Below are 17,735 nucleotides of genomic sequence, written 5' to 3'. Positions count from 1 at the left end.
ACGAGCCGCCCTGGAACAACGTGCCTGCCTTTTGGAGAAATCGTTACGTGAGGTCGCGACGGAAGGACGTGCGCCATCCGATCGCGGCCGCGACCAGGCCGTACGCGAGCAGGACCGCGAGGCCCGCCCAGACCGGCAGCAGGTCCGACAGCCCCGAGGCGGAGTAGAAGCTCGCGCCCGCGACCGCCTCGCCGGCCGCGCCGGGCAGGAAGCGGGCGACCGGAGCCGCGGTTTCCCAGTACCCCAGCCCGATGCGCACGAGGGGTTCGACGATCTGCGTCCACACGATGAGGCCGACGACCACGGCGACCTGGTTGGTCACGAGCGTGCCGAAGCCGACGCCGACGAGCATCCACGCCGCCATCGCAACCGTTCCGAGGCCGAGCGTGCGCCAGGTCGCCGGGTCGTCGAGCATCGCGCCGTCGCCCGCGAGGGCCAGCGCGGGGGCGCCGGCCGCGAGCGCGGCGGCCGAGCTCGCGACGCCGTAGGCGAGGGCGAACGGCACCGTCGCGATCAGCTTGGCGATCGCGACGCGGGTGCGCCGCGGCTCCGCGAGCACCGCGGTCTGGATGGTCCGGTGGCGGAACTCCTGCGTCACGACGATCGCGCCGAACGCGACCGGGAACACGTAGCCGAGCGTGACGCCCGCCGAGTAGACGGTGAGCGCGAGCTGGTCGGGCGGGATCGAGAGCTCGTCGCCCGCGGACTGCCCGCCCAGCGCGACGGCGAGCGCGAGCGCGCCCGCCAGCAGGGCGACGGACGCCACCATCGCGAGCATGAGCGCCCACCACAGGCGGGTCGTGAGGATCTTGCGCACCTCGGCGCGGATGGCGGCGGTCATGCGGCCTCCTCCGTGAGCCGCAGGAACACCTGTTCGAGGGTCTCGCCAGTCTCGGCGAGCCCGTGCACCTCGACGCCCGCGGCGAACGCGCGGGCGCCCACCTCGGCGGCGCCGGCACGCGGCACGACGAGCTCGGTGGGCGAGGCGAGGCGCGCGTCCGCCCAGTCCCGTGCGAGCGCCGCGAGCCGCGCGGCGTCGGGGGAGCGCAGCGTCGCGGCCGGGTGGGCGAGGGCGCGCAGGTCGGACAGCGAGGACGCGTGGCGGATGCGGCCGCGTGCGATCACGACGACGTCGTCGACGGTCTGCTCGACCTCGCCGAGCAGGTGCGAGGACAGCAGCACGGTGCCGCCGCGCGCGGCGAAGTCCCGCACGAAGCCGCGCATCCACGTGATCCCCGCGGGGTCGAGGCCGTTGGCGGGCTCGTCGAGCACGAGTGCGGCGGGCTCGCCCAGCAGCGCGGTCGCGAGGCCGAGGCGCTGGCGCATGCCCATCGAGAAGCCGCCGACGCGGCGGTCCGCGGCCTCCGTCATGCCGACGGCCGCGAGCGCCTCGTCGCAGCGCGCATCGTCCTTGCCGGCGAGGGGCGCCACCGTCCGGAGGTGGTCGCGTGCGGTGCGTCCCGGGTGGAACGCGGGCTCGAGCTGCGCGCCGACCACGGTCGCGGGGCGTGCGACGTCCCGGTAGCGCCGCCCGCCGATGAGCGCGTCGCCGGCGGTCGGGGAGACCAGCCCGAGCAGCGCCCGCAGCGTCGTCGACTTGCCGGCGCCGTTGGGCCCGAGGAAGCCGGTCACCCGGCCCGGCTCCGCGGCGAACGACGCGTCCTCGACGGCGGTGACGGCGCCGAAGCGCTTCGTCAGCCCGACGATCTCGATCCGTGGCCCATCCATGCGCGCTCCTCATGAGTTGTTATAGATGAACTATAACGGTTCGCGCCTGTGCCGGTGCACGTTCCGCCTGTATCCTGTCGACACCATGGACCCTGACAGTTCCACCCGCCCATGACCGCATGGCTCCTCGTGGGCGTCGGGGTGCTCCTCACGCTCGGCACCGCGGTCTTCGTCGCCGCCGAGTTCTCCCTCGTCGCGCTCGACCCCTCCCACGTCGAGGACGATGCGCGCGGTCGCCGGGTCAAGGGCGCCCTGCGCCGCCTGTCGACGCAGCTGTCCGGGGCGCAGGTGGGCATCACGCTCACGACGATCCTGCTCGGCTACACCGCGCAGCCCGCGCTCGTCGAGCTGCTGTCCGTCCCGCTCGGCACGGGCACGCTGTCGCGCGCGGCGGTCGCGGGCCTCGCCGGCACGCTCTCGCTCGTGCTCGTCAACGCGTTCTCGATGATCGTGGGCGAGCTCATCCCCAAGAACCTCGCGCTCGCGGAGCCGGCCCGCACCGCGCGCGTCGCGGCCCCGCTCAACATGGCCTTCACGGCGGCGCTGAGGCCCGTCATCGCGTCGCTCAACGGCGCCGCGAACGGCATCCTCCGCCTCATGGGGATCGAGCCCAAGGAGGAGCTCGCGGGCGGGCGCTCGCGCCAGGAGCTCGCGGCCCTGGTGAGCCGCAGCGCCGAGGCCGGCACGCTCGCCCCGGCGACGGCGCTGCTGCTGAAGAACTCGATCGAGCTCGACGACCTCGCCGCGATCGACGTGATGACCGACCGCACGCGCGTCCACACGCTGGGTCGCGATGCCACGGCCGCGGACGTCATCGCGGCGTCCCGCGCCACCGGCCACTCCCGCTTCCCGGTCGTCGGCGACGGCACCGACGACGTGCTCGGGCTCGTCCACCTGCGCGCCGCGATCGCGGTGCCCGCGCATCGTCGCGCCGAGGTGCCGGTGCGCGCCCTCATGGCGGACGCGCCGCGCATCCCCGAGACCATGCAGATGGGCCCGCTCCTCGTGGAGCTCCGCGGGCTCGGCTACCAGTGCGCGATCGTGGTCGACGAGTACGGCGGCACGGCCGGCCTCGTCACGCTCGAGGACGTGGTGGAGGAGCTGGTGGGCGACGTCGCCGACGAGCACGACCGGCGCCGCGCCGCCGTCCACCGCGCCCCCGGCGGCGCGTGGATCGTGCCGGGCGAGCTGCGCCCCGACGAGGTGCTCGAGCGCACCCGGCTCGTCATCCCCGAGTCGCCGGCGTACGAGACGCTCGGAGGGTTCGCCATGGCGCGCCTCGGCCGCGTCGCCGAGCCGGGCGACATCGTCGAGGCGCCCGGCGTGCGCGTGCGCGTCGAGCGCATGGAGGGCCGCCGCATCGACCGCGTCCGGCTCACCCCGGTCGCGACCGAGGAGGACGAGGCGTGAGCGTCGGGATGGTGCTCGCGGTCGTGGGACTGCTCCTCGCGAACGCGTTCTTCGTGGGCGCGGAGTTCGCGATCATCTCCGCGCGGCGCAGCTCGATCGAGCCGCGCGCCGCCGAGGGCTCGCGCGCGGCCCGCACGGTCCTGTGGGCGATGGAGAACGTGTCGCTCATGCTCGCGACGGCGCAGCTCGGCATCACGGTCTGCTCGGTCGCGCTCGGCGTCGTCGCGGAGCCCGCGCTCGCGCACGCGCTCGAGCCGGTGGTCCATGCGCTCGGGCTCGGCGAGGACGCCGCGCATGCCGTCGCGGTCGCGATCGCGCTGCTCGTCATCGTGGGCCTCCACGTGGTGGTGGGGGAGATGGTGCCCAAGAACGCCGCGGTGTCCAGCCCCGACCGTGCCGCGCTGGTGTTCGGCCCGCCGCTCGTCGCGATCGCGCGCGTGGTGCGCCCCATCATCGTCGCCCTCAACTGGATCGCGAACGGCACCGTGAGGCTGCTCGGCTTCGAGCCCAAGGACGAGGTCGCGAGCGCGTTCACCGCCGACGAGGTGCACTCGATCGTCGAGAGGTCCTCCGCCGAGGGGACGATCTCCGACCCGACGGGCCTGCTCACCACCGCGATCGAGTTCTCGGAGCGGTCGGTCGAGGAGGTCATGGTGCCCGTCGCGCAGCTCCGGGCGCTCGCGCTCGGCGCGACCGTCGAGGACCTCGAGCGGATCGCGACGGAGACGGGGTTCTCGCGCTTCCCCGTCGCCGACGACGGGTCCTTCGTCGGCTACCTCCACATCAAGGATGCGCTCTACGCCCGCCCGGGTGAGCGCGAGGAGCCGATCCAGGCGTGGCGCGTGCGGGACCTGCCCTCGGTGGTCCACGGCGCCGAGGTCGAGCTCGCGCTCGCGCTCATGCGGCGCTCCGGCGCGCACGTCGCGGCGGTGGTCGACGACGGCCGCACGGTGGGCATGGTGTTCCTCGAGGACATCCTCGAGGAGCTGGTCGGCGAGGTGCGGGACTCGCTCGCCCGCCGCGACGCCGGCGCCTAGCAGGACGGTGACCGTTCCCGGCCGCTGTGACGGACAAGACACGCCCGGGGGTTGGATGCATCGTTACCGTTTGGTAATAATTGACGCGGACGCCCGGCGGAGATGACACCGCAGGGCGCCCGTCGTATCCGATGTCCGATGCCCCGGGAGGCCATGGTGAGCAAGCGAGGCGCATTCCACGCAGCGCGCCCCGGCCACCGCTCCCGCAAGGAGCGGCGCATCGAGCACACCCAGGAGCTCCAGGTCCGCACCTCGCGCCGGCGCCGCAAGTACGGCACGCGCGCGGGCGTCGTCGTCGGCTTCCTCGCCGCCATGGTGGTCTACCCCGTCATGGGCACCATCGCGCCGTACGCGAACGCCGCCGAGAAGCTGCCCGGCGTGGTCAAGGGCGAGGCGCCCACGACCGCGACCGCGATCCTCGGCGCCGGGCCGCAGTTCGAGTCCTCGGACCTGCCGCTGCCGAGCGTCGACGACGGCTCGGGCGCGATCCTCACCGCCAACGACGTGCCGATCGCCTCGAACCTGCTGCCCGACTGCAACCCCGACTTCGACCCCAACATGTCGAACGGCCAGCTCCGCAGCGACCAGCTGTGCGAGCTGTGGGTCGCCGGCCAGTACCTGCGCCCCGACGCGGCGCTCGCCTTCACCGCGCTCAACGAGCGCTTCCGGTCGGAGTTCGGCACCGACATCTGCCTCTCCGGCACCTACCGCGACCTCGCGAGCCAGTACTCGACCAAGGCGACCCGCGGCTACCTCGCGGCGACGCCGGGCACCTCGATGCACGGCCTCGGCCTCGCGGTCGACCTCTGCCGCACCCACGCCTCCGGCGTCTACTTCTCATGGCTGTCGATCAACGCCGGCACGTACGGATTCTGGAACCCCGACTGGGCGAAGACCTCGAAGTACGAGCCCTGGCACTGGGAGTACAACACCTACGACAACTACTGAGCCCGGCCCGGCCCGCCCTCGAGCCCGCGACCCCCAGGTTGCGGGCTCTTCCGCGTCCGGGCCGGCGCGGGTCGCGGCTCGGCGGAGACCTCCCGGGGTGTAGGACTGGAGGCAGGAGCGCATCGCAAGGAGGCCATGTGCGAGTCGGGGTCCCGGCCGAGACCAAGAGCGGCGAGACGCGGGTCGCGCTCGCGCCCGCGGGCATCGACGCGCTGACCTCCCGCGGCCACGAGGTGCTCGTCCAGGCCGGGGCCGGGCGCGGCGCGGGCATCGCCGACGCGGACCTCGAGGCCGCCGGCGCGCGCCTCGTCGCCGCGCCGGACGCGTGGGCCGCCGACCTGGTGGTCAAGGTCAAGGAGCCGCAGCCCGAGGAGCTGCCGCTGCTGCGCGGCAACGCGCTGCTCACGTTCCTCCACCTCGCCGCCAACCCCGCGCTCGCGGCGGCGCTGCGGGCGGCCGGGACCACGGCGCTGTCGTACGACACCGTGCAGCTCCCGGACGGCTCGCTGCCCCTGCTCACCCCGATGAGCGAGGTCGCGGGGCGCCTCGCGGTGCTCGCCGGCGCGCACCACCTGCTGAGCCCGCACGGCGGGCGCGGCGTGCTGCTCGCGGGTGTCCCCGGCGTCCCCGGTGCGCGTGTCACCGTGCTCGGCGCGGGGGTCGCCGGGTCCCAGGCGGTCGCGCAGGCCGCGGCCCTCGGCGCGGACGTCACCGCGGTCGACCTGTCCCTGGCCGCGCTGCGCCGCCTCGACGAGCGCCACGCCGGCCGGGTGCGCACCGTCGTCTCCACCGCGCACGCGATCGAGGCGGAGGTGCGCGCGTCCGACCTCGTCATCGGCGCCGTCCTGGTGCCCGGACGGCCCGCGCCGAAGGTCGTCACGCACGCGATGGTCGAGGCGATGGCTCCCGGCAGCGTCCTCGTCGACATCGCCATCGACCAGGGCGGCTGCTTCGAGGACTCGCGGCCCACGACGCACGAGGACCCGGTGCGACGGGTCGCAGGCTCGCTCCTGTACGCGGTCGCGAACATGCCCGCCGCGGTCGGCGTCACGGCGACACGGGCCCTCACCAACGTCACGCTGCCGTACGTGCTGCGCCTCGCCGACGGGGTGGACGATGCGGTGGACGCCGACCCGGCGCTCGCCGCCGGGGTCAACGTGCGGGACGGGCGCATCGTCCACCCCGCCGTGGCCGCGGCGCTCGGGGAGGCGCCGGCGCCCGCCTAGGCTGAGGGCCATGCCCGGACCCGACCAGCCAGAGCCCGCAACCCCGCGCACCTGGCTGCCGCTCGTGATCGCGGCGTCGATCGCGTTGCTCGTGGTGGTCGGCGCGTTCGTCGCGGCGAGCCTGCGCTCGGGGATGAGCGCGGGCAGGTCGGACGCGGTGCGCGCGTGCGAGGCGGCCTACGCCGCCTCCGCGGAGGACGGGGAGACCCTCGCCCGCATCGTCGCCGGGGACGTCTACGGCGCGTCCGAGTGGCGCGACCTGCGCGCGTTCCTCGAGCAGCAGGGGCTGCTCGAGTCCGCGGGGGTCGAGGTCGACGGGTCCGAGGCGGACGCCTCGGCCGCCGCGCTCGCGGAGCAGGGCCGCGACCACGTCACCGTGGTGTGGTGGCTCGACAGCGAGGAGCACCTGATCTGCGAGGTCGACGTCGAGGGCGACCGCGCGCTGGACGGCACGGCGGTGCTCGTGCCGCTCTCCTGAGCGGCCGCTCCCGACCTACGCTGGCCTTATGGCCGACTCGCCGGGGTTCCCGCGCCGCGTCTACGGCGTGGGCGACGCGCCCGACGCCCGCTTCTCGCTCGCGAACGAGCGCACCTACCTCGCGTGGACCCGGACCGCTCTCGCGCTGTTCGCGGCCGGCGTGGGCCTCGAGGCGCTCGACGCGCCGGTCCACCCGACCCTGAGGCTCATCGTCGCGGTGCTCTTCAGCGGGCTCGGCATCGTCGCGGGGGTCTCGGGGCTGGTCGGGTGGCTGAGGGCCGAGCGTGCGCTGCGGCTCGGCACGCCGCTGCCGGGCCCGCGGGTCGGGATCCTCGTCACCGTCGGCGTGGTCGTCGGGATGGTCCTCGTCGTCGTGGGGATGCTCGTGTGAGCGAGGACCGGGTCTACGACGACGGGCTCGCGCTCGAGCGCACGGCGCTGGCGTGGCAGCGCACCGCCCTCGCCTTCGCCGTGGCGGCGGTCGCGGCCGCCCAGCTGTTCCTCCCCGCGGGGCTGCCGGCGGTGGTGCTGGCCTTCGCGGGCGCCGCGTGCGCGATCGCGACGCTCATGGTCGCGACGATGCGCTACCGCGCGGTGCACCGCCACCTCCACCGGACCGGCCGGCATCCCGGACCGGGCGTCGCCGTCGCCGGGCTGACCGCCAGCGTGGTGCTGCTGGGCGTGGCATGCCTCGCCTACGCGCTCGGTCGCTGACCGCGAGGGGTCCGCGCCCTCAGCCCGCGGCGGGGACGGGGGAGTCGGCGCGCGAGCCCACGGCGTCCTGCACCCGATCGAAGCCGTCGGCGCGCGCGAGCTCGACCAGCTCCGCGGCGATCGTGCCGACCACGGCGGGGCCGCGGAACACCAGGCCGGACACGAGCTCGACGAGCGTGGCGCCCGCCGTGATCTTGTCGTACGCGTGGCGGCCGTCGAACACCCCGCCCAGGCCCGCGAGGGTGAGCCGGTCGCCCGCGTGCAGGTACGTGCGGCGCAGGATCTCGGTGCTGAGGTCGCGCACGGGCCGGCCCGACAGGTTGCCCCGGATCGCGGGGTCCATGCCGATGCCGTCGCGATCCTTGCGCAGGTTGGTCAGGGTGAGGCCGTCGACGCGGTGGTCGAGCGCGACGTCCACCAGGTCGCGGAAGTGCTCCCACGTCTTGTCGGACGGCATCTTCAGCACGATGCGCTGCGACGGCGCGGCGGCGTCGACCGCGGCGAGCAGCCGGTCGAGGGCCTCGGGCGCGGTGAAGGCCTCGCCGACCATGGTGTTGGGGCACGAGACGTTGAGCTCGAGGAGCGGGCTGAGCCCGTCGAGGGCGCGCACGGACCTGACGTAGTCGTCGATGCCCTCGTCGACGTCGCCCGTGCGGCCGTCGTTGGTGCGGGCGATCGAGATCTTGAACGGGAGCGACGTGAGGCGCGGGTCCGCCGCCGCGGCGAGCGCGCGCAGGCGTGCCGCGACCGCCTCGGCGCCGCCGTTCGCGAGGCCGACGTGCACCACGAGCGACTCCTGCTCCGGGAGCCGGTGGAACCACGGCCGGGGGTTGCCGGCGCACACGCGCGAGGTGACGGAGCCGAAGGTGAGGAAGCCGAAGCCGGTCATCTGCAGGATCCCGGGGATCGCGACGTTCTTGTCGAGCCCCGCGCCGAGCCCGAGCGGGTTGCGCAGCGTCAGGCCGTACGCCTCGGTCTCGAGGGCGGGGTCCTCGTGCGCGAGCAGCGTCTCCGCGGCCGCGAGGACGGGGGTCAGCCGCTGGATCCGCGACCCCTGCACGATCATCCCGTCGTGCACCTTGTCGGGATGGATCCTGAAGATGGTCGGCTTGACCGCCTTCGTGTAGATCGTGGTCATCGCGCCGCGTGCCATCGTGCCCATGTCGCCCGCTTCCTGGTCTGTGCTGCGGCACGGCGGTGGCGAGGCGGGGACGGGCTCGCGCGGTGTCGCGTCGCTCGTCGGTGAGGTCGGCGCCACGGTAGCGGGGCCCGCGCGGCTCGGCCCGGGACCTCGGGTCCTGGCCCGCGTGCTCCTGTCAGGAGAATTCCCAGGTAGGACGGCGGTGGTGCGGACATGACAAGAGGCCCGGCGCATGCACCGGGCCTCGTTCAGGAAGAGCGCCCCCGACAGGAATCGAACCTGCGACCTACGGTACCGGAAACCGGCGCTCTATCCGCTGAGCTACGGGGGCCCGCCCGGACTGGCCGGGCCGAACGAGGATATCAGCAGGGCGCGGCGCCGCGGGACCCCCGCGGCGGCCGGGATCCGCCCGGCCCCGCCCGGCACCTCGTGGGATGCTGAGGCGTGCGCATCCGCCCCGTCGTCGCAGCCGCCTCGCTGGCGCTCGCGCTCGCGGCCTGCGAGGCCCGCGGAGGCGACGACGTGCGCGACAGCCGCGCCCCGGACGCCGTGGGCACCGTCACGAGCGTCGAGGACGCGACCGGGGTCATCGCGGTGGGTTTCGCGCCCGACCCCGGCGACGAGTACTTCGAGGGCACCGTGTTCGAGTTCGCCGAGCAGGGCGGGCTTGAGGGGCCCGGCGGCGAGGCGCTCGGCGGGTCCGACGTGTCGGTGGGCGACCGCCTCGAGGTCTGGGTCGAGGAGTGCGCGGAGTCCTTCCCGGTCCAGTGCTCCGACCCGGTCGGCCGCCTCCTGCCGTAGGGAGCCACCGCCCGCGAGGCAGCCGCGCGCGCCGCGGGCCACACTGATCGCATGCCCGATGTCGAGCTCTCCCTGGTGGGCGGCCCCACCGTGGTGGTCGGCTACGCCGGCCTCACCCTCCTCACCGACCCGACGTTCGACCCGCCCGGCGCCTACGGCAACCTCGCCAAGCTGGCGGGGCCCGCCTTCGGCCCCGAGCACATCGGGCACGTCCACCTCGTGCTGCTGTCGCACGACGAGCACGAGGACAACCTCGACCACGCGGGCCGCGCCGCGCTCGCGGGCGCCGGGCACGTGCTGTCGACGCCGGGCGCGGCCTCCCGCAACCCCGGCGTCGTCGGGCTCAAGCCGTGGCACAGCGTGACCGTCTACGGGGCGCACGCGCCCGTCCGCATCACCGCGGTCCCCGCGCAGCACGGCCCCTCCTCGATGCTCGACCGGCTGGCCGAGGTCACCGGCTTCGTCCTCGAGGCGCCGGAGCAGCCCACCCTGTACTTCTCCGGCGACAACTCGGAGGTCGAGGTCGCCGCGCAGGTCGCGCACCGCTTCCCGGACGTGGGCATCGCGCTGGTGTGCGCCGGCGCCGCGCGGGTGGCCCGGCTGGACGATGCGCTGCTCACCGTCGACGCCGCGCGCACCGCGGCGATCGCGGACCTGTGGCCCGCGGCGGCCGTCGTCCCCGTCCACGTCGACGACTGGGCCCACTTCTCCGAGCCGCGGGCCGCCTTCCGCAGGGCCGTCGAGGGCGACCCGGCCCGCGACCGCATCGTCCTCCTGGAGAAGGGGGCGGCGGTCCGGCTGCCGCGCGCGAGGACCACGCCCGCCCACGCCTAGAATGGCCTGGTGACCCCCGAAGAGCTCTCCGCGACCATCCGCGCCGCCATCCTGGCCGGCATCGACGACAGCGACTTCCAGCTGTCCCCGTTCGACGTCCCGGAGGTGCGCGTCGAGCGACCGCGTCAGCGCGAGCACGGCGACTGGGCGACCAACGTCGCCATGCAGCTCGCGAAGAAGGCGGGCACCAACCCCCGCGAGTTCGCCGAGACCCTGGTCGAGCGCCTCGCCGAGATCGACGGCATCGCGTCGGCCGACGTCGCGGGCCCCGGCTTCATCAACATCCGCCTCGACGCGGACGCCGCCGGCCTGCTCGCCAAGGGCATCGTCGAGTTCGGCGACGACTACGGCCGCGGCGAGTCCCTCACCGGCAAGGTCGTCAACGTCGAGTTCGTCTCCGCGAACCCCACCGGCCCCGTCCACATCGGCGGCACCCGCTGGGCGGCCGTGGGCGACTCGCTCGCGCGCCTTCTGGAGTTCCACGGCGCCGAGGTGGTGCGCGAGTACTACTTCAACGACCACGGCGCGCAGATCGACCGCTTCGCGGCGTCGCTGCTCGCGGTCGTCACCGGCGAGGATGCGCCCGAGGACGGCTACGGCGGCGAGTACATCCAGGACATCGCCAACGAGGTGATGGCCGAGGCCGCCGCGGGCGGCTACAGCGACCCGCTCGAGCTGCCCCGCGAGGAGCAGCTGGAGTTCTTCCGCAAGCACGGCGTCGCGCTGATGTTCCAGCAGATCAAGGACCAGCTCCACGCGTTCGGCGTCGACTTCGACGTGTACTTCCACGAGGACTCGCTGCACCACTCGGGCGCCGTCGACAAGGCCATCGAGCAGCTGAAGTCCACCGGCGCGCTGTACGAGAAGGACGGCGCCTGGTGGCTCCGCTCGACCGACTACGGCGACGACAAGGACCGCGTCGTCATCAAGTCCGACGGCCGTCCCGCGTACATCGCGGGAGACCTCGCGTACTTCAAGGACAAGCGCCACCGCGGCGCCGACCTGTGCATCTACCTGCTCGGCGCGGACCACCACGGCTACATCGCGCGCCTCAAGGCCGCCGCGGCCGCGTTCGGCGACGACGCCGACACCGTCGAGGTGAAGATCGGCCAGCTGGTCAACCTCGTCAAGGACGGCAAGCCGGTCCGCATGTCCAAGCGCGCCGGCACCGTGGTGACGATCGAGGACCTCGTCGAGGCCGTCGGCGTCGACGCCGCCCGGTACGCGCTGGCCCGCTCGAGCGCGGACACGCCGATCGACATCGATCTCGACCTGCTCGCCTCGCAGTCGAACTCGAACCCCGTGTTCTACGTCCAGTACGCGCACGCCCGCACCGCCGGCGTCGCGCGCAACGCCGCCGAGTACGGCATCCGCCGCGAGGACGGCTTCGACCCGTCGCTGCTCACGCACGAGTCGGAGGCCAAGCTGCTCGGCATCCTCGGCGAGTTCCCGCGCGTGGTCGCGCAGGCCGTCGAGTTCCGCGAGCAGCACCGCATCGCGCGCTACCTCGAGGACGTGGCCGCGGCCTTCAACCAGTGGTACGACCGCACCCGCGTCACGCCGCAGGGCGACGAGGAGGTCACCGACCTCCACCGCACGCGCCTGTGGGTGAACGATGCGACGGGCCAGGTGCTGCGCAACGGCCTCCACCTGCTTGGCGTGGCCGCCCCCGAGAGGATGTGACGATGACCGCCGCCGTGTTCTCGAGGACCGTCGCGCGCGGCGAGGACGGCGCCCTGTCCGTGGGCGGCGTCGACGTGCGCGAGCTCGCGGGCCGCTTCGGCACGCCGCTGTACGTGGTCGACGAGGAGGACATGCGGGCGCGCGCCGCCGCGTTCCGCGACTCCTTCACCGCCGCCTTCGGCCGCCACGGCGCCAGGGTCGACGTCTACTACGCGTCGAAGGCGTTCCTCTCGTCGAAGGTCGCGCGCTGGATGCGCGCCGAGGACCTGTGCATGGACGTCGCGTCGGGCGGCGAGCTCGAGCTCGCGCTGCGCGGCGGCATGCCGGCCTCGCGCATCGGCCTGCACGGCAACAACAAGTCCGACGCGGAGCTGCGGCGCGCGCTCGAGGTGGGCGTGGGCCGCATCATCGTGGACTCGTTCACGGAGATCGAGACGCTCGACGCGATCGCGCGCGAGATGGGGAAGGTCGCGCCGGTGCTCGTGCGCGTCACCACAGGCGTGCACGCGGGCGGGCACGAGTACATCGCCACGTCGCACGAGGACCAGAAGTTCGGCCTGTCGCTCGCGGCCGGCGCCGCCTTCGAGGCGCTGGTCGAGTGCCACGACGCCGCGGGGCTCGACCTGCGCGGCATCCACACCCACATCGGCAGCCAGATCCTGTCGCTCGCGGCCTTCCAGGAGAGCGCGGAGCGGATGCTCGGCCTGCGCGCGGCCTTCCGCGCCGAGGTCGGCGTCGACCTGCCCGAGGTGGACCTCGGCGGCGGCTACGCGATCCGCTACACGCCGCACGGCGAGGAGCTCACCCCCGCGGACGCCGCCACGGGCATGGCCGAGGCGGTCGCGGCCGCGGTCGAGAAGGTCGGCGGCACGTGGCCCCACCTGTCGATCGAGCCGGGCCGCGCGATCGCCGGGCCGGCGGGCCTGACGCTGTACCGGGTCGGCGTGGTGAAGCGCGTGGGCCTCGACGAGGGCGGCGAGCGCCAGTACGTCGCGGTCGACGGCGGCATGAGCGACAACATGCGCACCATCACCTACGGCGCCGAGTACACCGCGACCGTCGCGTCGCGCCTGTCCACCGTCGAGCCGGTGCTGAGCCGCGTGGTCGGCAAGCACTGCGAGAGCGGCGACATCGTGGTCCGCGACGTCGACCTCCCGCACGACGTCGCCCGCGGCGACCTGCTCGCGGTGCCCGCGACCGGCGCGTACGGCCGCGTGATGGCCAGCAACTACAACTCCGTGCTGCGGCCCGCGGTCGTCGCGGTCAGGGACGGCGAGGCCGAGCTGCTGGTCCGTCGCGACACCCTCGAGGACCTCTTCAGCTGGGACGTCGCGCCGGACTGACCGCGCGCATCGTCCCTCGCCGCGCGCGACGGGCCGCGGCGCGGTTCACTGGGAGGGAGTCCCCGCCAGCGACGAAGGGAGCCGCCATGCCCGCCGGAACCGACAAGCCGCACCTCGGCGTATTCGACCCCGCACCCACGAGCGAGTGGGACGAGGCGCCCGACGACGATGCGGGCGACGTGATCCCGCCCGTCGCCGTCGACATGGAGATCCTGCATCCGATCGAGCGGCACGACGACTGAGCCTCCGTCCGAGGCTCGCGTGCGCAGGAACGTCCCGGCCGCCCGCGTGCGTTCACCCGAGGGAGGGCGCCGTCGCCCTCGCGATCCGGGAGCCCAGGAGGTGCGTGATGACCGAGCAGTACGACGCGGACACCGAGGCGCTGGTCGAGCTGACGGCCGAGGTCGAGCGCGAGCGCGAGGCCGAGGCGGCGGACTACGACAGCTCCGTCGACCCCGAGGACGAGATCGACGAGGAGGCGCCGGCCGACGGCCCCGTGGAGCCGCTCGACGACGCCCCCGAGGCCGAGGGCGGCGACGAGGCGCGGTACCTGTAGACCGCGGCCGCCGGAGGGTCCCCGGTGCGGGGACCCTCCGCGGGCGTCAGGGCCGGGCCGCAGCGACCGCGTCGGCGAGCGGCGTCGCCGGCCGGCCGATGAGGTCCTCGAGGTCGGTGCGCGAGGTGTCGAGCTCGCCCTTGGCGATCGAGCCGTCGATCGCCGCCCAGAACGCGGCCGCGCCGGCGTCCATGCCGACCTCCTCGAACGTGGCGGCGAGGCGCTCGACGGTCACGTCGGAGTGCGCGATCTCGGCGCCGGTCGCGGTCGCGACCGCGGAGGCCAGGTCGGCGAGGGTGAAGCGCGTGCCCGCGAGCTCGTACACCTCGCCGTCCGCGTCCTGGAGCAGCGCGACGGCGGCCGCCTCGGCGTAGTCCGCGCGGGTCGCGGCGGCGATGGTCGCCCCGCCCGTCGCGCCCAGGACCGTGCCGGTCGCGGCGTACGTGCCGATCTGACCGGTGTAGTTCTCCAGGTACCAGCTGTTGCGCAGGATCGTCGCGGGGATGGGCGAGGCGGCCAGCGCCTGCTCGGTCGCGAGGTGCTCCGGGGCGAGCGGGTTGCTCGTGGTGTCCGCGGCGAGGATCGACGTGTAGACGAGGCGGGAGACGCCCGCGCGCTCCGCGGCGCCGATGACGGCGCGGTGCTGCGCGACGCGCTGGCCGACCTCCGAGCCGGACACGAGCGCGAGGCGGTCGACGCCCGCGAGGGCCGCGTCGAGCGACGCCGCATCCGTGTAGTCGCCGAAGCGCACCTCGACGCCGCGCGCGGCGAGGTCCTCGACCTTCGCGGTCGTGCGGGCGATCGCGACGACGTCGGCGGGCGCGGTGCCGCGCGCGAGGAGGCTCTCGACGATGAGACGGCCGAGGTGGCCGCTGGCGCCGGTGACGGCGTACGTGGTCATGGGATGTCCTTCCGTGGGGAGCGGGCCCGACGCCCGCCGCTCGATCGCACTAACGATAAGTAAGTACCATCCATTCCAGTCGTGCACGCGATCGAGGACGTACAGTGGGCCGCGTGGAGGGGAACGAGGCCGCGGACCCGTCGCCGGCGCTGGTGACGGACGTGTTCGCGCGCGCCTGCACCTCGCGCGCGGCCTTCGAGGACGTCACCTCGCGCTGGTCCTCGCTCGTGCTCCTCGCGCTCGCCGAGGGTCCCCACCGCTTCGGGGAGCTGCGGCGCCGCGTCGAGGGCGTGAGCGAGCGGATGCTCGCCCAGGCGCTGCGCGGCCTCGAGCGCGACGGGCTGCTCACCCGCGACGTCGCCGGCACCATCCCGCCCCGCGTCGACTACGCGCTCACCCCGCTCGGCACGCGCGTCGCGGAGGGCCTGCGCGGGCTCGCGGACGTGCTCGAGGGCGCCGTGCCGGAGATCGACCGCGCGCGGCTCGACTACGACGCCAGGTGACCCGCTCCGGCCCTCCCGGCCGACGCATCGTCCCCCCGTCCGGGCCGCCCGGGCGGACCCTCCCATAACGCTAGAGTGGGAGCCGTGCCCAGCCCCCTTCCCCCCGTCAAGATCGCCCTCCTCGGCCCCGGAACCGTCGGCTCGGAGGTCGTGCGTCTGCTGACGCAGGAGGCCGAGGACCTCGCCGCGCGCGTGGGCGCGCCGCTCGAGATCGTCGGCATCCACGCCCGCGACACGTCCAAGGACCGCGGCCCCCACATCCCGCGCGAGCTGCTCACGTCGGACGCGTCCGCGCTGGTCGCGCAGGCCGACGTGGTGGTCGAGCTCATGGGCGGCATCGAGCCGGCCCGCACCCTGATCCTCGAGGCGATCGCGGGCGGCGCCTCCGTCGTGACGGCGAACAAGGCGCTCGTCGCGGCCCACGGCCCCGAGCTGTACGAGGCGGCCGACGCCGCGAACGTCGACCTCTACTTCGAGGCGGCCGTCGCCGGTGCGATCCCGCTGGTGCGCCCGGTGCGCGAGTCGCTCGCGGGCGACCACATCACGCGCATCCTCGGCATCGTCAACGGCACCACCAACTACATCCTCGACGAGATGACGCGCCGCGGGCTCGACTACGACGTCGCCCTCAGGCAGGCGCAGGAGCTCGGCTACGCCGAGGCGGACCCGACCGCCGACGTCGAGGGGCACGATGCGGCGGCCAAGGCCGCGATCCTCGCGTCGCTCGCGTTCCACCAGCGGGTCGCGCTGGCCGACGTCTACTGCGAGGGCATCTCCGCGATCACCGCGGACGACGTGATCGCGGCGCGCGAGACCCGCCAGGTCATCAAGCTGCTCGCGATCGCGGAGCGCACCGAGGGCGGCGTGACGGTGCGCGTGCACCCCGCGCTCGTGTCCGAGGACCACCCGCTCGCCGGCGTCCACGGCGCGTTCAACGCGGTCTTCATCGAGGCCGAGTCCGCCGGCGGCCTCATGTTCTACGGCCAGGGCGCGGGCGGCACGCCCACCGCCTCGGCGGTGCTCGGCGACATCGTGTCGGTCGCGCGTCACAAGGCGATCGGCGGCAAGGGGCCGCGCGAGTCGAACTACGCGGCGCACGAGGTGCTGCCGATGGACGCCGCGCTCACGCGGTACTCGGTGCGCATGGCGGTCGAGGACCGCCCCGGCGTGCTCGCGGCCGTCGCCGCGGTGTTCCAGAAGCACGACGTCGGCATCGAGATCGTCCGGCAGGTGCCGGGGCAGACGCACGCGGGGCTCATCCTGTCGACGTATGCGGCGCCCGAGCGGGATCTGCGTGCGACCGTCGAGGAGCTGCGCGCGAGCGACGCCGTGGCCGAGGTGAAGTCCGTGCTGAGGATCGAGGGGGAGTAGTGGCGCACGTGTGGGGCGGGATCATCCGCGAGTACCTGGACCGGATGCCCTTCGACGAGGGCGACCGCATCGTCTCCCTGGGCGAGGGCGGCACGCCGCTCGTCCACGCGCCGTCGATCTCCTCGGAGGTGGGCGCCGAGGTGTTCGTCAAGGTCGAGGGCATGAACCCGACCGGATCGTTCAAGGACCGCGGCATGACCTCCGCGATCACCCAGGTGGTCAAGGACGGCGACCACACCGTGGTGTGCGCGTCCACCGGCAACACGTCCGCCTCCGCCGCGGCCTACGCCGCGCACGCGGGCCTCCGCTGCGTCGTCATGATCCCGCAGGGCAAGATCGCGGCCGGCAAGATGGCGCAGGCCATCGTGCACGGCGCGGACCTCGTGCAGGTCGACGGCAACTTCGACGAATGCCTCGACATCGTGCGCGAGCTGTCCGAGAACTACCCGATCGCCCTGGTGAACTCGGTCAACCCGTACCGCCTGCAGGGGCAGAAGACGGGCGCGTTCGAGATCGTCGACCAGCTGGGCGACGCCCCCGACATCCACATGCTCCCGGTCGGCAACGCCGGCAACATCTCCGCCTACTGGATGGGCTTCACCGAGTACGCGGAGGCGGGCATCGCGTCGCGCACGCCGCGCATCTGGGGAGTCCAGGCCGCCGGTGCGGCGCCGTTCGTCGCCGGCCACCCCATCAAGGACCCCGAGACGGTCGCGACCGCGATCCGCATCGGCAAGCCGGCGTCGTGGGACCTCGCGATCAACGCGCGGGACGAGTCCGGCGGCTGGATCCGCGCGGTGTCCGACGAGCAGATCCTGCACGCGCAGGCGCGCCTCGCGGCGGACGTCGGCGTGTTCGTCGAGCCCGCCTCGGCGGCGCCCATCGCGGGCCTGCTCGCGGCGGCCGCGCTCGGCGAGGTGCCGCGCGGCGCGACCATCACGTGCACCGTGACGGGCAACGGCCTCAAGGACACCGCGACCGCGCTCGGCGGCCGCGAGGTCGAGCCCACCGTCATCCCGGTCGACGTCGAGGCCGCCGCGGCGGCGCTCGGCCTGTAGCGG

At 74.1% G+C, this 17,735-nt stretch carries 20 protein-coding genes and 1 tRNA gene; 16 read left to right on the top strand and 5 right to left on the bottom strand.

The window, feature by feature from the left end; all coding sequences use genetic code 11:
- Nucleotides 1-43 precede the first annotated feature (43 nt).
- Both QQX09_RS03285 and QQX09_RS03280 read right to left on the bottom strand, forming a co-directional pair.
- The gene (locus QQX09_RS03285; RefSeq protein ID WP_301131293.1) at nucleotides 44-841 is read right to left on the bottom strand and encodes an ABC transporter permease; all 798 of its coding nucleotides are present in this window, start codon (nucleotides 839-841) and stop codon (nucleotides 44-46) included.
- Entirely contained in the window at nucleotides 838-1,728 is an 891-nt protein-coding gene (locus QQX09_RS03280) for an ATP-binding cassette domain-containing protein (protein ID WP_301131292.1), read from the bottom strand. Before QQX09_RS03280 ends, QQX09_RS03285 begins: the two co-directional genes overlap by 4 nt.
- 111 nt (nucleotides 1,729-1,839) lie before the next feature.
- On the opposite strand from QQX09_RS03280, the gene QQX09_RS03275 reads away from it, so the two are divergent.
- The 7 genes from QQX09_RS03275 (at nucleotide 1,840) to QQX09_RS03245 (ending at nucleotide 7,541) form a co-directional block, all read left to right on the top strand.
- The gene (locus QQX09_RS03275) at nucleotides 1,840-3,138 is read left to right on the top strand and encodes a hemolysin family protein (protein WP_301131291.1); all 1,299 of its coding nucleotides are present in this window, start codon (nucleotides 1,840-1,842) and stop codon (nucleotides 3,136-3,138) included.
- Nucleotides 3,135-4,175, top strand: a complete 1,041-nt coding sequence (locus QQX09_RS03270) for a hemolysin family protein (protein ID WP_301131290.1) — start codon at nucleotides 3,135-3,137, stop codon at nucleotides 4,173-4,175. Before QQX09_RS03275 ends, QQX09_RS03270 begins: the two co-directional genes overlap by 4 nt.
- Nucleotides 4,176-4,331: 156 nt before the next feature.
- Nucleotides 4,332-5,123, top strand: coding sequence for a M15 family metallopeptidase (locus QQX09_RS03265; protein WP_301131289.1), 792 nt, complete (start codon nucleotides 4,332-4,334; stop codon nucleotides 5,121-5,123).
- A 137-nt stretch (nucleotides 5,124-5,260) separates the two neighbouring features.
- The gene (gene ald / locus QQX09_RS03260) at nucleotides 5,261-6,349 is read left to right on the top strand and encodes an alanine dehydrogenase (RefSeq protein ID WP_301131288.1); all 1,089 of its coding nucleotides are present in this window, start codon (nucleotides 5,261-5,263) and stop codon (nucleotides 6,347-6,349) included.
- 10 nt (nucleotides 6,350-6,359) lie between these two features.
- Complete coding sequence (locus tag QQX09_RS03255; RefSeq protein WP_301131287.1) at nucleotides 6,360-6,827, top strand: hypothetical protein; 468 nt, start codon at nucleotides 6,360-6,362, stop codon at nucleotides 6,825-6,827.
- 28 nt (nucleotides 6,828-6,855) lie between these two features.
- On the top strand, nucleotides 6,856-7,218 hold the full coding sequence (locus QQX09_RS03250) for a YidH family protein (RefSeq protein WP_301131286.1): 363 nt from the start codon (nucleotides 6,856-6,858) through the stop codon (nucleotides 7,216-7,218).
- On the top strand, nucleotides 7,215-7,541 hold the full coding sequence (locus QQX09_RS03245) for a DUF202 domain-containing protein (RefSeq protein ID WP_301131285.1): 327 nt from the start codon (nucleotides 7,215-7,217) through the stop codon (nucleotides 7,539-7,541). Before QQX09_RS03250 ends, QQX09_RS03245 begins: the two co-directional genes overlap by 4 nt.
- Nucleotides 7,542-7,560: 19 nt before the next feature.
- Here the strand turns inward: QQX09_RS03245 and pyrD are convergent, their stop codons facing one another.
- Together pyrD and QQX09_RS03235 are read right to left on the bottom strand one after the other, a co-directional pair.
- Nucleotides 7,561-8,703 carry a dihydroorotate dehydrogenase (quinone) gene (gene pyrD / locus QQX09_RS03240; protein ID WP_301131284.1) on the bottom strand — a complete coding sequence of 381 codons (1,143 nt, stop codon included), beginning with the start codon at nucleotides 8,701-8,703 and terminating at the stop codon, nucleotides 7,561-7,563.
- 237 nt (nucleotides 8,704-8,940) lie between these two features.
- A tRNA-Arg gene (locus tag QQX09_RS03235) sits at nucleotides 8,941-9,013 on the bottom strand.
- A 113-nt stretch (nucleotides 9,014-9,126) separates the two neighbouring features.
- On the opposite strand from QQX09_RS03235, the gene QQX09_RS03230 reads away from it, so the two are divergent.
- The 6 genes from QQX09_RS03230 (at nucleotide 9,127) to QQX09_RS03205 (ending at nucleotide 13,899) form a co-directional block, all read left to right on the top strand.
- Nucleotides 9,127-9,483 (top strand): hypothetical protein, encoded by a 357-nt coding sequence (locus tag QQX09_RS03230; RefSeq protein WP_301131283.1) that lies wholly within the window; start codon nucleotides 9,127-9,129, stop codon nucleotides 9,481-9,483.
- A 51-nt stretch (nucleotides 9,484-9,534) separates the two neighbouring features.
- Nucleotides 9,535-10,317, top strand: coding sequence for an MBL fold metallo-hydrolase (locus tag QQX09_RS03225; protein ID WP_301131281.1), 783 nt, complete (start codon nucleotides 9,535-9,537; stop codon nucleotides 10,315-10,317).
- Nucleotides 10,318-10,326: 9 nt separating this feature from the next.
- Nucleotides 10,327-12,000, top strand: coding sequence for an arginine--tRNA ligase (gene argS / locus QQX09_RS03220; RefSeq protein ID WP_301131280.1), 1,674 nt, complete (start codon nucleotides 10,327-10,329; stop codon nucleotides 11,998-12,000).
- Between the two features lie 2 nt (nucleotides 12,001-12,002).
- Entirely contained in the window at nucleotides 12,003-13,343 is a 1,341-nt protein-coding gene (lysA, locus tag QQX09_RS03215) for a diaminopimelate decarboxylase (RefSeq protein WP_301131279.1), read from the top strand.
- Between the two features lie 86 nt (nucleotides 13,344-13,429).
- On the top strand, nucleotides 13,430-13,585 hold the full coding sequence (locus QQX09_RS03210; RefSeq protein WP_301131278.1) for a hypothetical protein: 156 nt from the start codon (nucleotides 13,430-13,432) through the stop codon (nucleotides 13,583-13,585).
- A 107-nt stretch (nucleotides 13,586-13,692) separates the two neighbouring features.
- Nucleotides 13,693-13,899: a hypothetical protein gene (locus tag QQX09_RS03205; RefSeq protein ID WP_301131277.1), complete on the top strand. Its 207-nt coding sequence runs from the start codon at nucleotides 13,693-13,695 to the stop codon at nucleotides 13,897-13,899.
- Nucleotides 13,900-13,945: 46 nt separating this feature from the next.
- Here QQX09_RS03205 and QQX09_RS03200 read toward each other — a convergent pair whose 3' ends face one another.
- Nucleotides 13,946-14,800, bottom strand: coding sequence for an NAD(P)H-binding protein (locus QQX09_RS03200; RefSeq protein ID WP_301131276.1), 855 nt, complete (start codon nucleotides 14,798-14,800; stop codon nucleotides 13,946-13,948).
- Nucleotides 14,801-14,913: 113 nt separating this feature from the next.
- Here QQX09_RS03200 and QQX09_RS03195 point away from each other — a divergent pair, with 113 nt between their 5' ends.
- From QQX09_RS03195 to thrC, 3 genes are all read left to right on the top strand, one after another.
- The gene (locus QQX09_RS03195) at nucleotides 14,914-15,303 is read left to right on the top strand and encodes a winged helix-turn-helix transcriptional regulator (RefSeq protein ID WP_301131274.1); all 390 of its coding nucleotides are present in this window, start codon (nucleotides 14,914-14,916) and stop codon (nucleotides 15,301-15,303) included.
- A gap of 75 nt (nucleotides 15,304-15,378) precedes the next feature.
- A complete protein-coding gene (locus tag QQX09_RS03190; protein WP_301131270.1) occupies nucleotides 15,379-16,674 on the top strand; it encodes a homoserine dehydrogenase in 1,296 nt (431 codons plus the stop codon).
- On the top strand, nucleotides 16,674-17,732 hold the full coding sequence (gene thrC, locus QQX09_RS03185; RefSeq protein ID WP_301131269.1) for a threonine synthase: 1,059 nt from the start codon (nucleotides 16,674-16,676) through the stop codon (nucleotides 17,730-17,732). The genes QQX09_RS03190 and thrC overlap by 1 nt, the downstream gene beginning before the upstream one ends.
- Nucleotides 17,733-17,735 lie beyond the last annotated feature (3 nt).

Source organism: Demequina litoralis, assembly GCF_030418455.1.
Classification (GTDB): Bacteria; Actinomycetota; Actinomycetes; order Actinomycetales; family Demequinaceae; genus Demequina; species Demequina litoralis.
This window is presented reverse-complemented; position numbering and strand designations above follow the sequence as displayed.

Bases quoted from the DNA above. Each gene is read 5' to 3' on its own strand.
- QQX09_RS03285 (WP_301131293.1), bottom strand. From the start codon at position 841: ATGACCGCCGCCATCCGCGCCGAGGTGCGCAAGATCCTCACGACCCGC.
- QQX09_RS03280 (WP_301131292.1), bottom strand. From the start codon at position 1,728: ATGGATGGGCCACGGATCGAGATCGTCGGGCTGACGAAGCGCTTCGGC.
- QQX09_RS03275 (WP_301131291.1), top strand. From the start codon at position 1,840: ATGACCGCATGGCTCCTCGTGGGCGTCGGGGTGCTCCTCACGCTCGGC.
- QQX09_RS03255 (WP_301131287.1), top strand. From the start codon at position 6,360: ATGCCCGGACCCGACCAGCCAGAGCCCGCAACCCCGCGCACCTGGCTG.
- QQX09_RS03250 (WP_301131286.1), top strand. From the start codon at position 6,856: ATGGCCGACTCGCCGGGGTTCCCGCGCCGCGTCTACGGCGTGGGCGAC.
- pyrD (WP_301131284.1), bottom strand. From the start codon at position 8,703: ATGGGCACGATGGCACGCGGCGCGATGACCACGATCTACACGAAGGCG.
- QQX09_RS03225 (WP_301131281.1), top strand. From the start codon at position 9,535: ATGCCCGATGTCGAGCTCTCCCTGGTGGGCGGCCCCACCGTGGTGGTC.
- lysA (WP_301131279.1), top strand. From the start codon at position 12,003: ATGACCGCCGCCGTGTTCTCGAGGACCGTCGCGCGCGGCGAGGACGGC.
- QQX09_RS03210 (WP_301131278.1), top strand. From the start codon at position 13,430: ATGCCCGCCGGAACCGACAAGCCGCACCTCGGCGTATTCGACCCCGCA.
- QQX09_RS03205 (WP_301131277.1), top strand. From the start codon at position 13,693: ATGACCGAGCAGTACGACGCGGACACCGAGGCGCTGGTCGAGCTGACG.
- QQX09_RS03200 (WP_301131276.1), bottom strand. From the start codon at position 14,800: ATGACCACGTACGCCGTCACCGGCGCCAGCGGCCACCTCGGCCGTCTC.